Origin of the sequence: Streptococcus sp. LMAG:39, from assembly GCF_008680485.1 — a bacterium.
Classification (GTDB): Bacteria; Bacillota; Bacilli; order Lactobacillales; family Streptococcaceae; genus Streptococcus; species Streptococcus pasteurianus.
Window position 1 is genome coordinate 2,000,156 of record NZ_NALE01000001.1, and the last position, 14,399, is coordinate 2,014,554.

The window sequence follows — 14,399 nt, forward strand, 5'->3', positions numbered from 1 at the left end:
TGTCATTAAAACAACTTATCTTTATCACTTTTTCAAAAAAGTAGTATAATAACGGTAAGAACGATGTAACCGTTTTTAGAAATTGAGGAACAAGTTATGACTGATAACGTAAATGAAAAAGTTAATCAACTTGAACTTGAAACTTACGCAGCTAACGACGTTTACCAAGCTGCTAATACGCAAAGTTCTGGGTTAAAGCAACCACAAGTTGAAGAACGGCAAAAACGGTATGGAATGAATCAACTGAAAAAAGCTGACAAAGAACCTATTGTACTTACCTTCATTAAAAATTTTACAAGTCTAATGGCAATTTTGCTTTGGGTAGGTGGTGGCATTGCTATTCTGTCTCATAGTTTAGAACTTGGGCTTGTCATTTGGTTTGTCAATATTGTCAATGGGATTTTCAGTTTTGTACAAGAATACCGTGCCAGCCAAGCGACAGAAGCTCTCAAAAAAATGTTACCTTCCTATGCGCGTGTTATTCGTGAGGGACAAGAAGAGAAAATCTTAGCAGAAGAATTGGTACCTGGCGATGTCGTCTTGATTGAAGAAGGGGACCGTATTTCCGCAGATGGTCGGATTGTCTTTGCGACTGATTTGCAGGTTAATCAATCAGCGCTGACAGGCGAATCAAATCCCGTTTTTAAAACGAGTGAAGCTGATAATGACCCACAAAAGACAGCGCTTGAATACGATAATATGGTCTTTGCGGGAACGACAGTCTCATCTGGTTCTGCGAAAATGATTGTTTCTGCCATTGGCATGGCAACACAGTTTGGACAAATTGCTCACTTGACCCAAAATATGGCTGATGACAAGAGTCCGCTTCAAAAAGAACTAGACCATTTGACAAAGCAAATCTCAGTTATTGCGATTACAGTTGGTGTCATTTTCTTTATCGCAGCAACCCTGTTTGTTCATGAGCCATTTGCTAAAGCATTCATTTTTGCGCTCGGTATGATTGTTGCCTTTATCCCTGAGGGTTTGCTTCCGACCGTTACACTTTCTTTGGCAATGGCGGTGCAACGTATGGCTAAATCAAATGCCTTGGTTAAGAAATTATCTTCTGTTGAAACCTTGGGAGCAACTTCTGTCATTTGCTCGGATAAAACGGGAACATTGACCCAAAATGCCATGACAGTTAATCACCTCTGGCAAGTTTCTGGAGCTTATGAAGTAACAGGGCTAGGATATTCAGCAGAAGGAGACATTCGTAATAGCGGTGGTAAGAAAGCTTCGCTTGTCGAAAATCAATCGCTTGAACAACTTGTCCGCTTCGCTCACCTTTGTAGCAATGCACAAGTCTTGCCACCTGATGACGAGAATGCTTCTTATACTGTTCTTGGCGACCCAACCGAGGCTTGTTTGAATGTTCTTGCCGAAAAAGCTGGAATTACTCTTGAAAATAATAATCGCTGGGCACCGCGCGTGAAAGAATTACCTTTTGATTCTGTGCGCAAGCGAATGACAACGATTAATCGCATTGATAGTTTGATTGATAGCAGTTCTTTGGTATCGATTACCAAAGGGGCTCCAAAAGAAATGACTGAGCTCTGCCATTATTATAAAGACCAAGAGGGCTTGCATGAAATGACTGCCGATATCCAAGCGCGTATTTTAGCAGCAAATGATGACTTTGCTAAAAATGGCTTGCGTGTGTTAGCTCTTGCTTACCGTGCTTTGGAAAAGGAGAATTTGGTTCAAGAAAGTCAATGGACTCAAGAAAATATTGAACAGCACATGGTCTTTCTTGGCTTGATTGCCATGAGTGACCCACCACGTGAAGGTGTGCGCGAAGCGATTGATAAATGCCATAAAGCTAGTATTCGCATTATCATGGTGACGGGAGACTATGGTTTGACCGCACTTAGTATTGCTAAGAAAATTGGTATTGTTCGTGGCGATGATGCACGTGTGGTAACTGGATTGGAACTTGAAAAGATGTCTGACGAGGACCTTAAAGAAGCTCTTACTGGTGAGATTGTCTTTGCGCGTGTGGCACCTGAACAAAAATATCGTGTCGTAACAGCCCTTCAGGAATTAGGCGAAGTTGTTGCGGTAACTGGTGATGGTGTTAATGATGCGCCGGCCTTGAAAAAAGCTGATATCGGCGTGGCCATGGGTGTTACGGGAACGGATGTAGCTAAAGAATCTGCTGATATGATTTTAACGGATGACCATTTTGCTTCCATTGTTGATGCAGTCGAAGAGGGGCGAGCGGTTTACCATAATATCAAGAAATTCTTGACCTATATTTTCAATTCAAATACGCCAGAAGCGGTGCCGTCTGCCGTTTTCCTCTTGTCCTGCGGTTTTGTCCCACTCCCTTTGACGGTTATGCAAATTTTAGCGGTTGACTTGGGAACGGATATGCTTCCTGCTCTTGGTTTAGGAGTTGAACCTCCAGAACCCAATGTGATGCAAGAACCCCCGCGCAAATTATCAGACCGTCTTTTAAGTAAATCACTTCTTGTTAAAGCGTTTCTATGGTATGGATTGATTGAGTCGGCACTTGCCATGGGTGCTTTCTTTATCACTTATTTTTTACATAATGGCAATTTGGCAGTACTTGCTAGTTCAGGTCAACTTTATCGTGAGGCTACAACCATGACTTTGGGGGCTATCATTTTCTGTCAAATTGGTATGGTGATGAATATCCGTACCTCTGACCAATCTATTCGTAAATTGTCATTATTTGGCAATTCCTTAATCAATATTGGCTTGGTAGTTGAATTAGCTATTTTTATCCTATTAGTTTATGTGCCTATTTTCCATAATCTCTTTAACACCGCGAGTTTGGGTGTGTGGCATTGGATTTATCTTATACTTTGCCCATTTGTCATCGTTGGTTTAGAAGAAATTCGTAAGCGGCTGATGACACTTTAGAGACGATAAAAACAGTAACCCTAGTTTTTACATACGAGCTAGGGTTAGTTTTATTTTAAGGATGTTTGGAGTGTTGAAAGTCTCTTGATGTGACAGCTTTGGCTTTTTCTTGACACTCTTGGAAAATGCTTGTAAAATTCAAGAGAGTAAAGAGGACGATATGGCAATAATTAATGATTATCTAGCAAAACATAAAAATGAAACGTTTGAGCAATTTCCATTTAACGAAGCAGATATTCTTTGTTTAAATGAACTGGGGTATTTTTGCTTTGAAGATTTGGATAATACGCTTGATTTTTCAAAAGAATTGATATTACATGACATTCTGGTGCCTTACGAGGCTGGTGAGAGGGTATTCAATCATAGTTTTTTGGTCACCAAGGCGCGTGTTGAATTGCTAAAAAATGTAGCCTCATCACGACGGTTTGCTGATTTGCATCTGTCAGCTTATGTTAATGATGTTGATTCCGAATATGAGAGACAATTCTCTGCTATGGTCTTTAGTTTACCTGAAATTGATCATTATCAATTAGTTTTTCGTGGGACAGATGATACCTTGATTGGCTGGAAAGAAGATTTTAAACTAACTTATGTTCGTGAAATTCCTGCTCATCGTGCAGCGGTGACTTATCTTGAGCGTTACTTAGCGAGTCATCCAATGCCTATCATGGTATCAGGGCATTCTAAGGGTGGGAATTTGGCTTTGTACGCTGCAGCTCATGTTAAGGAAAAATGGCGTCCGCAAATCAAGCAAGTTTATATGCTTGATGCACCAGGTTTGCAAGAAAAAGAACTTGAGCGAGTAGGATACCAAGCTATTCGTGAGCGTGTGCGTGTCATTCGCCCTGAAGGATCCATCGTTGGTATTATGCTTTATAATGACATTGATCCTGTTGTGGTTAAAAGTCAGGCTTCTGGAATCATGCAACATGCTTTGACGACATGGCAATTTGATGCTGAGACGGGGCAGTTGATTTTAGCAGAACAGCCAACCGATTTAAGCCGTAATCTTGAAAAAACGTTTAAACAATGGACGGATGAATTGTCCAGTCAAGAATTGAAAATTCTTTTTGATACCCTTTTTGATACCTTGATGTCAAGCGGTATCAAAAGCATTAACGATGTGACGATTGACCGAGAATTTGGCGCGAAATTGGCAACAAGCATTGCTTCTTTTTATTCTATTGGAGCGGAGAAGAAGTTGCTCCTTGCCAAATCAGCGAAGTTATTTCTTGAAGCTTTTGTCGGACATAGTAAACTGGGAAGTCTGGGAAAAGATCGCATTGCCCTTAATTTTCCTGATTTTAATAGCTTGTTGAGCTATTTGAATACTAAAAAATTGAAATAAAAATGGCTTTTTCAGTCTAAGAAGGAGGTTGCCGGCTTGCCGCGGAACAATCACACGGGCGAAATTATTGCCCCTGCGACCATCTTCGATAACGGCTTGTCGCTGTTCAACTATGATGCAATGCCGGATGATTTCAAAAACCTGAGTGTGTATGCAAAGACTCGTTCCAATCCCTACCGCATTTCCTATGAGGATGTGTGTAAAGAGGTAATGGGTGCAAAGCAGAAAGCGCAGCTACGGCGAATGGTGGACTTCAAGTTCCCCCGCCATCCGTCCCTGAATCTGCTGGAGGAACGGCTGACAGCCATTGAAAAGCAACTCGGAGAGCGCACAAGAGAGCTGCTCTCCATTTCGGTTCAGAGAAGCACAAAGCGCAAAAACGAGCCGGAAAGATAATCCGTCTGCGATATGGGAGTAGCCCCATACCGCAGATACTTATCAGCTACCCATACAGACCGGTATGAGATTCCCGTAGAAATCACCACCTATGTTCTTAAAACAACCACCTATCGAGAATCGGTAGAAATCGGTTCTTGATTTTCCTATACTATAACTGTAGCAAGGAGATGAATCGATGCAAATTGAAATCAAGATAGAAGAAAAATACAAAGAGCCAAAAATCATCGTGATGACGGACAAAATGACCGATGAAGTCAATGCAATCATAAAAAGATTGTCAGACGAGCAACCGCAGGTTATTGCCGGATTCAGGGAGGATATGGTCGAGGTTCTGGAACCGTCTGAGATCTACCGTGTTTTTGCCGAATCAGGTAAGGTGTTTGCCGAGACAGATCACGGCGAGTATGCGCTCCGTCTGAGGTTATATGAGGCGGAACAACGGCTTGACAGCAAGATTTTTGTCCGAATATCAAACTCGGATATTATCAATCTGAGAAAGGTCAAGAGCTTTGATTTGAGCTTTGCTGGGACAATTTGCATTACGCTTTCAAACGGTACGGTTACTTATGTTTCACGGCGATCCGTTGCCAAAATCAAACAACTGTTAGGACTGTGAGGTGGTAGAAATGAAGAAAAAACTGATTGGACGAGGACTACTTGGTTTCCCTGTCGGCATTGCAATCGGATATGTCATTACGGTGATTATCTCAATCTGCATTGGGGATGGTTTTTTCCATCCGGTCACTCCGGAGCTTGTGAATAAAATGGGGAACGTATTAAATGCGGTTATCATTCAAACCGCTCTGAGCGGAATAATGGGCACAGGCTTTGCAATGGCTTCGGTTATTTGGGAGATTGATTCGTGGAGTCTTGCAAAGCAAAGCGGGATTTACTTCGCAATTGCTTGCGTGATTATGTTCCCTATCTCTTATTTTGTCAACTGGATGCCCCATTCGGCCGCTGGAATTCTGTCTTATGTAGGCATATTCGTAGCGATCTTCCTCGCTGCTTGGGTAACTCAGTATTCTGTGTGGAAAAGGAAGATTAAGAAAATGAACGAAGGTATTAAGGATAATAACGATATGAATTGATCCCTCCGATCTGCATCCTGCGCCTTGTTTTAACAACAGAATAAACCACATACATAGCCGCTTGGTTTTCAAAAGAAATCAGGCGGCTATTTCTATTTTGAAGGAGGTGTTCGCTATGAGCGAAACAGATTACAACGCTCGCCTTTATGAGAAAATGAAAGCCGAGCAGGACAAATACCGAGACTGGCTACTGCATCAGGAGCTGTCCGAAATCATCAACCACACCTACGAATACACGATGCGGGAGGACATCGTAATGTGTATGGAGGAGCTGGAGCTTGAGCCGGAAAAGGCAAGGGCTTTGCTTCGTTCCCTTGTCCTCTGAGTGATGTCTATAAGGAGTTCCGGGACAGAGAAACCGAGCATATGGATACCATCCGGGACTCCATCGAAACGGCAGCGGATAAGAACCTGCAACGGCAGGAGAAGAAACAGCAACGGGAAGGCAGGTGATTTTAGCGACGTTACTAGGTTGCCAAGGCATTGATGAATTTCAAACTATTGAGCCAGCAGCGCTAAATTTTGGCGTTACACCAGTTGAAATCAAAGAAATTGTCTATCAAGCGGTGGCTTATTTGGGAATTGGGCGTGTCTTTCCATTTCTAAAAGCAACCAATAAAGTATTGGAAGAAAAAGGCGTTACATTGCCACTTGAAGGACAAGCAACCACAACCATTGACAATCGTCGTGAAGCTGGTACACAAGCGCAAGTGGATATTTTGGGTGAAGGCATGCGTGATTTTTGGCAATCAGGTGCTAAGGAAAGTACCCATATCAATTATTGGTTGGCTGATAATTGTTTCGGAGATTATTACACACGTAAAGGTCTTGATGATAAGCAACGTGAGTTGATAACATTTTGTTTCTTGGCAGCTCAAGGTGGTGTTGAGCCACAATTGACTAGCCAGGCAGCAGCAAATATGAAAATTGGCAACGATAAAGCATTTCTAATCGCAGTTATTTCAAATGCCTTACCATTCATTGGTTATCCACGTAGTTTAAATGCTCTTCGTTGTGTCAATGAAGCTGCCGATAAGTTAAAGTAAAAACAATCAGGAGGAAAGATAAATGACAAAAGATATTATGTTAGTAACAGGTGCTGGGCAGATTTCAATGGCGATTGCACGCCGCATGGGATATGGTAAAAAAATTGTTTTAGGTGACCGCTCACTTGATAATGCCAAAGCAATTGCTAAGACCTTAACAGAAGCTGGTTTTGATGTCGTGACATTTGAAATGGATTTGTCATCATGTCAATCAATTAAAGAGATGATTGCTTATGCGCAAACTTTTGGTGACATTAAGTATTTGGTTAATGGTGCGGGTGTTTCGCCATCGCAAGCTTCGATTGCAACCGTGCTAAAAGTTGACCTTTACGGAACATCTGTTTTACTAGAAGAAGTTGGAAAAGTCATTGCAAAAGGCGGTGCAGGTGTCACTATTTCTAGCCAATCAGGTCACCGTATGCCTGCTTTGACTGCCAAACAAGATCTGGCACTTACCATGACACCAACGGAAGAATTGTTGATACTTGATTTTCTACAAGAAGATAGAATTGAAAATAGCCTTCATGTTTACCAATTGGCAAAACGTGCCAATGAAAAACGTACCATGTACGAAGCTGTTCGTTGGGGAGAACGTGGTGCCAGAATTAACGATATTGCACCAGGAATTATTGTTACACCACTTGCTATTGACGAATTCAATGGTATTCGAGGTGATTTCCACAAAAATATATTTGCCAAATCACCAGCTGGACGTCCTGGGACAGCAGATGAAGTAGCAGATGTCGCTGAATTGCTTATGAGTGAACGTACGCAGTTCATTACTGGCTCAACCTTCCTTATTGACGGTGGCGCAACAGCTTCTTATTTCTATGGACTATTAAATCCAAATACCAAAACTGGTGTGGCAGAAGGAAAAGATTAAATGATTGAAGAAATCCTAAAAAATCGTTATCGCCAAGTCAACGATGCTATGGTCGCAAAGGACAAGAAAACCTTGGCTGAATTGATAGCACCTGATTCGGTTCTCGTTCATATGACGGGTTATGTACAACCTGTGAAAGAATGGCTAGCGCAAATTGAGAGCGAAGAAATGCGCTATTATGCATGGCAAGAAGATGCCATAAAAGCCATTCATATCACTGACAATACAGCCAGTCTTGTTGGGCAAAGTCGTGTTAAAGCACGAGTTTGGGGAGCAGGACCAGCCACTTGGCGCCTGCAAATTAAAATGGATTTTGAAAAGATTGACGGTGATTGGAAAATTATCAAATAAAGTGCAAGCACTTACTAGATTAGAAAGGCAGATATGATGACAAATGTAGCGATTATTGGTGTAACTGGTTCATTAGGACGCAGTTTGCGTGAAGAATTAAAAGATAAAGCTGACTATAACGTAACACTTTTCTCACGTCGTGCAGAAAGCTTAGCTTTGGCAAGTAATGAAAAAGCTATCAATGGGTCAGCAACATCTGGCAATGATTTAGACAAGGTTTTAGCCGACCAAGATATTGTTTTTGTAGCTCTATCAGGTGATTTACCCAAAATGGCAAGAGAAATCGTTGCTAGTATGAAACGTATTGGTGTGGCTAGAATTGTCTTTGTCTCATCAATGGGCATTTATGGGGAAGTGGCAGGAGAACCAAAAGGTGTTGTCGCACCGATTCTTAAACCATATCGCAAAGCGGCAGACATTGTTGAACAGTCAGGACTTGATTACACGATTTTGTGCCCAGGGTGGTTTGACAATGGCCAAGATAGCACATGTCAGATTACGCAAAAAGGTGAGACTTTCTATGGACATGACGTTTCTCGCAAAGCAATCGTGACACTCGTAAAACACATCATTGACCAACCAGAAACTTATCTTAACACCAGCCTAGGCTTGTATCGCTAAAAAATCGACGATTTTTCAATAAATTTGACGTTTTTTGCTTGACTTGGAGTTAGCTCTAAGGTATATACTGAGAGTGAAATAAGAAAGGAGATGACGTATGAATATCAAAAAAGTAAGCGAACAGACAGGAATTTCAGCAGATACCATTCGCTATTATGAACGAATTGGCTTGCTTCCTCGAGTAACGCGTAATAAATCAGGAGTCCGTGATTTTTCAGAGCGTGACATCGCCACTTTGGAATTTGTTCGTTGTTTCAGAAAAGCAGGCATGAGCGTTGAATCTTTAATTGAATACATGGCCTTGGTGGAAGAAGGTGACGGAACTGAAGAGGCACGCATGACTTTGCTTGAAGAACAACGTGATAAATTGGCAGAACGTATTGCTGAATTGCAAAGTGCACATGATAGGCTCAATCACAAAATTGAAAATTATCAAAATATCATCCTTAAAAAAGAACAAGCTCTGTTTGAAGGGAATGAAAACGAGTAAAGGAGAAGCAAATGGACTACAAAACGTTATCAAATGGCGTTAAAATGCCGATTTTAGGATTTGGTGTGTATCAAGTGCCAGATCTTGACGAATGTGAGCGCGTGTTTAGTGATGCGATTTCGGTTGGTTACCGCTCAATTGACACCGCTCAAGCTTATATGAATGAAGAAGCTGTTGGAAATGCTATCCGCAAGTCTGGTATTGCGCGTGAAGAATTTTTCATCACAACTAAAATTTGGATTAGCAATTATGGCTATGAAAAAGCCAAAGCTTCTCTGGATGCTTCTTTAGCGAAACTTCAAACAGACTACATTGATTTGATGCTTTTACATCAACCATTTGGTGATTATTATGGTGCTTATCGTGCCATGGAAGAATATTACAAAGCTGGTAAAATCAAAGCAATCGGTATCAGCAATTTTGCACCAGACCGTGTAGCAGATTTGGCTATTTTTGCGGATGTCACTCCAATGGTTAACCAAGTTGAAACGCACGTTTTCAATCAACAATTAAATGCTCGCAAAACAATGGACGAATATGGTGTTCAAATCGAATCTTGGGGACCATTTGCAGAAGGGCGCAATGATTTCTTTACCAATGAAACACTTGTTGCGATTGGACAAAAATATCATAAATCAGCTGCGCAAGTTGCCCTACGTTACTTGATTCAACGTGATGTTATTGTTATTCCTAAAACAGTTCATAAAAATCGTATGGAACAAAATTTTGATGTCTTTGACTTTATTTTAACAGATGATGACATGGCAGAAATTTTGAAACTTGATATGGGTGAAAGCCAATTCTTCTCACATGCAGACCCTGAAACAGTTAAAATGATTAGCTCGTTTAAGATTTAAATTATGCTTAAAAGGCATAGAACACTATGTCAAATAAGTATTTGTTATTAAAAACGAGAAGCGTATAACGGCAGTATAAACCCTATTAAGAAAGGAAAAACAATGACAATTAAACAAACAGCAGGACGTGACCAATTGGGGGAATTTGCGCCAGAATTTGCACATTTTAACGATGATGTGCTCTTTGGTGAAAATTGGAATAATAACGATATTGATTTAAAAACACGCTGTATCATCACAGTTGTGGCACTTATGGCATCAGGCATTACAGACAACTCACTAAAATTCCATTTGCAAAATGCGAAAGCTAACGGTGTTAGCAAAGAAGAAATTGCAGCAGTCATTACACACGTGGCTTTCTATGCAGGTTGGCCAAAAGGCTGGGCAGTCTTTAACCTTGCCAAAGAAGTTTGGAATGAAGATTAAGAAAGATATGAAATGAAAGGATAACAAATGACAGATAAAGCAACTTTTGACAAAGAAAATGTACTCGGGCAAGGACAACCAAATGACGCTTTTGCGCAATATTTTGACGGACAATCATTCTTGAACCCATTGGTTGATCCTGACTCACCTCTTCATTTGGCGAATGTCACTTTTGAACCTGGTTGTCGCAACCATTGGCATGTTCACAATGCTGATAAAGGTGGCGGACAAATTTTGATTTGTATAGCAGGTCAAGGTTGGTATCAAGAAGAAGGAAAAGAAGCTGTGAGCCTTGAACCAGGGAAAGTTATCGTGATTCCAGCCAATACAAAACATTGGCATGGCGCTAAAAAAGATTCATGGTTTAGCCATATTTCAGTGGAAGTTCCTGGCGAAAACACGTCAAATACTTGGCTAGAAGCCGTTAGCGACGACGATTACAACGCCCTTTAAACTATTCTTTTACAATTACATTTTACTCATACAATCAAAACACAAAACAATCTCATTTCGCTTAACGCCCAGCTGAAAACGGTTTGGGCGTTTTTTATGTGACTACCGTGACAATTTTATCTAACCATGCTAAACTAAATTTATGACTCACATCACTCATAAAAGAATTGTGCAAGCTGGTCATTTTTTACAACTTTTTAAAAATGATTCTCAATTTACAACACCGATTTTTAGAATTGACCACAAGCGAAAGCACCTTCATTTTGTCATTGTTTTTAAATTAGATGACGACGAGGCATTTTACGCCCTCAATCGTTCAAAACTTGGATATGATCATGAGTTGAAACGTCTCAAACGTTTTACCAAATCGACACTTTATCAAGGGATTTTATCCGTTCCGCTAAAGGCACGTCAGACGATTCAGATTTTGCAGGTACCAAGTGATAAAAAGTTGCTGAAGGCTTACGTGACCTATTACGATAAGGCAAGCATTGATTGGTTGTGCTTTGGCAAGAAAGCCAACCTAGACGATGTTTATGATCCCTTTCGTGATGCGCACTCGGCGCTTTTTCACTCAGATGATTCTGACAATGCCATATCTTATGATGATTATCAGGGTATTCAGGATTTCCATCCTTTTTCACTTTTAGATAATCAAGCCGTTGCTACTCCATGTTTTTACCAAGACCCGAAAAAAAACAAGCAAATTGCTCTGCAATTGATGGGCTGGTATTATCATGGGCAGCAGCTCAAAATCAATTGGAAACCCGACAATCAGCACAATGCACGCTGGCGCTCGTCGGTTGTAGCGATTGACCGAAAGACTCGCCGTTATTTTTTTCAAGGAAATATTTATCAAGAAAAAGGAACTGACCCCGTCTTTTTAGAGAATCTTTTATTTGATTGTGATTTGAAAAATAGCAGAGCAGCAAAAGCAGAGTTTGACAGATTTATTCAAGAGATAAAAGAACAAGAGCGCGAGGCTTTGCTAAAGCTGCGCTGACAATCAAAGAGGTTTTTGAGTCCGCTTTTTATTTGTGCTATAATATTTTCTGACTGAAAACAATATTAGAAAGTATGAAAATGACAGATATTGACATTGAACGTTATCATGAACTAGCTCAACAAAAACAAAAAGAACACCGCAAATTTTTAGCAACACTCAAGAAAAAAGCTCCTAAAAATCTTGATAAAATTACTCAAGAAATTCACACAGAAGTTTTTAACGAGATTGATTGCACAAAATGTGCTAACTGCTGCAAAAGCTTAGGTCCTCTGTTTACAGAAGCAGATATCACACGCATTTCAAAAGTCTTTCGCATGAAACTTGGCGTATTTGAAGACATGTACCTTCGTGTCGATGAAGACGGCGACAAAGTCTTTCAATCAATGCCTTGTCCATTTTTAGGCGATGACAACCTTTGCACCATTTACGACGTCCGACCAAAAGCATGCCGTGAATTTCCGCACACAGACCGCAAAAAAATCTATCAAATTAATAACCTAACCATCAAAAACACCCTTTTCTGCCCCGCAGCCTACCTCTTTGTTGAAAAACTCAAAGAACGATTGGAAGGGAAATAAAGATTTAGAAAGTATCTCATTTTGAGGTGCTTTTTTCCTATCCCTTACTACGTCTGGTTTTTCATGAAAGCGGTAAAATTTACAATCAAATTAATGTACTTTATTTGAAAATCATAGTAAGCTTACAGTATTCGAAATAGAGGAGGGCAGTTATGTTTTTAGCATGGAATGAAATGAAACACTCGAAGCTGCGTTATGGATTAGTGGTTGGAGTGATTTTCTTGATTGCTTACTTGGTCTTTTTCCTGACGGGTTTGGCTAATGGTTTAGCCCAGACCAATCGCTCGGCGGTTGATTCTTGGAAATCTGATTATGTCATTTTAAATGAGCAAGCTAATAAAAATCTGCGCATGTCACGCTTTTCAGTCGACTTAAAAAATGATGTTAACGCTGATAAAATGGCAGAATTGACACAAGCTTCTACGACAATTAAAGACAAGGAAAAAAATAAAATTAATGTCAATTTATTCGCGATTAAGCAGGATGAATTTCTACGTCCGAAGTTGAGTGAAGGAAAGCTTTTCTCAAAAACAGGAGAAGTCGTCGCTGATAGTAGCTTAAAAAAATCATATCAATTAAAAATTGGTGACAAAATTACTCTTGGAGATAGTACTAAAAAGCTAACTATTACTGGTTTTACAGATAATGCGAGCTTTAATGTTCAGCCAGTCCTTTACATGACAAAAGAAACACTGGCAAGCGTCCTTGCGGATAATGCTCAAGTAAATACAATCAGTGCTCTAGTGATTCGTGGCAAGGTAAATCAGGTTCCTAAAGAGCTTGAGAGCATGACCACATCAACGTTTATTGAAAATCTTCCAGGTTATAAAGCTCAGAATCTGACTTTTTCCTTTATGATTGGCTTTTTGATTGTGATAGCAGCGATTGTCATTGGAATATTCATCTATATTTTGACACTGCAGAAAAAAGCAATCTTTGGTGTTTTAAAAGCGCAAGGCATTTCTAACGGCTATCTATCACGGATGGTTTTCGCACAGACCTTTATTTTAGCCATATTAGCGGTTAGTCTCGGCTTAGCGTTAACCCTGCTCAGTGCCGTTTTTCTACCAACATCAGTTCCGTTTCAGGTAAATCCACTCTTTTTTGCAGGAATTAGTGTGCTGATGGTTCTTATTGCCGTTTTTGGTGCACTTTTCTCAGTGGTAAGCATTGTCAAAGTTGACCCTTTAAAGGCAATCGGTTAGGAGATAATTATGACAGCAATTGAATTAATCAATATCAAAAAATATTTCAAAGATGGTCCAGATCAAATTGAAGCTCTGAAAGAGACAAATTTGACGATTAACAAAGGTGAATTTGTTGCCGTTATTGGCCCGTCAGGTTCTGGAAAAAGTACTTTTTTGACCATTATTGGTGGCCTGCAATCACCGTCACAAGGTGAAGTGAGATTGAACGGCCAAGCTTTTAGCCAGAAAAAAGAAAAAGCGCGTGCTAAGATGCGTTTTGACCAGATTGGCTTTATCTTGCAAGCTTCCAACCTAGTACCCTTTTTAAAAATCAAAGATCAGCTACGCTTGGTTGACAAGGTTGATAAGAAAAAACAGCGCGAATCGATTGACAGCCTTTTTGACCAGCTGGGTATTGCCAGTATCGCAGACAAATATCCTGAGGAAATTTCTGGCGGGCAAAGGCAACGAGTGGCGATAGCCAGAGCCTTGTATAATGACCCAACGATTATCTTGGCTGATGAGCCAACAGCGAGTTTGGACACTGAAAAAGCCATGGAAGTTGTCAAAATTCTAGCCGACGAGGCCAAAGAAAAGAATAAAGCAGTCTTAATGGTTACGCACGACAGACGTTTAGTCTCTTATTGTGACCGATTGTTGGTCATGGAAGACGGCGTTTTACGAGAAGAAGAGATTGCTGCTTATCAGTAGTAATTTGTCTTGAGATGCGATGTGTGATATAATGAGGTCAAATCTTACCGATTCAAAAAAGGGTCG

The 14,399-nt window shown here is 40.4% G+C and carries 17 protein-coding genes and 1 pseudogene; all 18 read left to right on the forward strand.

Annotated elements, in window-relative coordinates; genetic code table 11:
• The first annotated feature begins 96 nt into the window (after positions 1-96).
• On the forward strand, positions 97-2,886 hold the full coding sequence (locus tag CCC20_RS10260) for a cation-translocating P-type ATPase (RefSeq protein ID WP_117567383.1): 2,790 nt from the start codon (positions 97-99) through the stop codon (positions 2,884-2,886).
• Between the two features lie 160 nt (positions 2,887-3,046).
• Positions 3,047-4,234 carry an Mbeg1-like protein gene (locus CCC20_RS10265; RefSeq protein ID WP_058692827.1) on the forward strand — a complete coding sequence of 396 codons (1,188 nt, stop codon included), beginning with the start codon at positions 3,047-3,049 and terminating at the stop codon, positions 4,232-4,234.
• A 36-nt stretch (positions 4,235-4,270) separates the two neighbouring features.
• On the forward strand, positions 4,271-4,630 hold the full coding sequence (locus tag CCC20_RS10270; protein WP_058692828.1) for a hypothetical protein: 360 nt from the start codon (positions 4,271-4,273) through the stop codon (positions 4,628-4,630).
• 178 nt (positions 4,631-4,808) lie between these two features.
• Positions 4,809-5,249, forward strand: a complete 441-nt coding sequence (locus CCC20_RS10275; protein ID WP_058692829.1) for a LytTR family DNA-binding domain-containing protein — start codon at positions 4,809-4,811, stop codon at positions 5,247-5,249.
• Between the two features lie 10 nt (positions 5,250-5,259).
• The gene (locus tag CCC20_RS10280) at positions 5,260-5,724 is read left to right on the forward strand and encodes a DUF3021 domain-containing protein (RefSeq protein ID WP_058692830.1); all 465 of its coding nucleotides are present in this window, start codon (positions 5,260-5,262) and stop codon (positions 5,722-5,724) included.
• 154 nt (positions 5,725-5,878) lie between these two features.
• Positions 5,879-6,177, forward strand: a pseudogene (locus tag CCC20_RS10285) (DUF3848 domain-containing protein).
• A complete protein-coding gene (locus tag CCC20_RS10290) occupies positions 6,174-6,770 on the forward strand; it encodes a carboxymuconolactone decarboxylase family protein (protein WP_231729886.1) in 597 nt (198 codons plus the stop codon). Before CCC20_RS10285 ends, CCC20_RS10290 begins: the two are co-directional and overlap by 4 nt.
• 22 nt (positions 6,771-6,792) lie before the next feature.
• On the forward strand, positions 6,793-7,653 hold the full coding sequence (locus CCC20_RS10295) for an SDR family oxidoreductase (protein ID WP_058692832.1): 861 nt from the start codon (positions 6,793-6,795) through the stop codon (positions 7,651-7,653).
• Entirely contained in the window at positions 7,654-8,004 is a 351-nt protein-coding gene (locus CCC20_RS10300) for a nuclear transport factor 2 family protein (RefSeq protein WP_058692833.1), read from the forward strand.
• A gap of 36 nt (positions 8,005-8,040) precedes the next feature.
• On the forward strand, positions 8,041-8,625 hold the full coding sequence (locus tag CCC20_RS10305; protein WP_101774222.1) for an NAD(P)H-binding protein: 585 nt from the start codon (positions 8,041-8,043) through the stop codon (positions 8,623-8,625).
• A gap of 97 nt (positions 8,626-8,722) precedes the next feature.
• On the forward strand, positions 8,723-9,115 hold the full coding sequence (nmlR, locus tag CCC20_RS10310; RefSeq protein ID WP_061100118.1) for a stress response transcriptional regulator NmlR: 393 nt from the start codon (positions 8,723-8,725) through the stop codon (positions 9,113-9,115).
• An 11-nt stretch (positions 9,116-9,126) separates the two neighbouring features.
• A complete protein-coding gene (locus CCC20_RS10315; protein WP_061100119.1) occupies positions 9,127-9,972 on the forward strand; it encodes an aldo/keto reductase in 846 nt (281 codons plus the stop codon).
• A gap of 102 nt (positions 9,973-10,074) precedes the next feature.
• Positions 10,075-10,398: a carboxymuconolactone decarboxylase family protein gene (locus tag CCC20_RS10320; protein WP_003064415.1), complete on the forward strand. Its 324-nt coding sequence runs from the start codon at positions 10,075-10,077 to the stop codon at positions 10,396-10,398.
• A gap of 27 nt (positions 10,399-10,425) precedes the next feature.
• Complete coding sequence (locus CCC20_RS10325) at positions 10,426-10,851, forward strand: cupin domain-containing protein (protein ID WP_061100120.1); 426 nt, start codon at positions 10,426-10,428, stop codon at positions 10,849-10,851.
• A 142-nt stretch (positions 10,852-10,993) separates the two neighbouring features.
• A complete protein-coding gene (locus tag CCC20_RS10330; protein ID WP_003064420.1) occupies positions 10,994-11,854 on the forward strand; it encodes a hypothetical protein in 861 nt (286 codons plus the stop codon).
• An 80-nt stretch (positions 11,855-11,934) separates the two neighbouring features.
• A complete protein-coding gene (locus tag CCC20_RS10335; protein ID WP_021142109.1) occupies positions 11,935-12,435 on the forward strand; it encodes a YkgJ family cysteine cluster protein in 501 nt (166 codons plus the stop codon).
• Positions 12,436-12,587: 152 nt separating this feature from the next.
• Positions 12,588-13,640 carry an ABC transporter permease gene (locus CCC20_RS10340; RefSeq protein ID WP_013851720.1) on the forward strand — a complete coding sequence of 351 codons (1,053 nt, stop codon included), beginning with the start codon at positions 12,588-12,590 and terminating at the stop codon, positions 13,638-13,640.
• A gap of 9 nt (positions 13,641-13,649) precedes the next feature.
• A complete protein-coding gene (locus CCC20_RS10345; RefSeq protein ID WP_013851721.1) occupies positions 13,650-14,333 on the forward strand; it encodes an ABC transporter ATP-binding protein in 684 nt (227 codons plus the stop codon).
• The last annotated feature ends 66 nt before the right edge of the window (positions 14,334-14,399 follow it).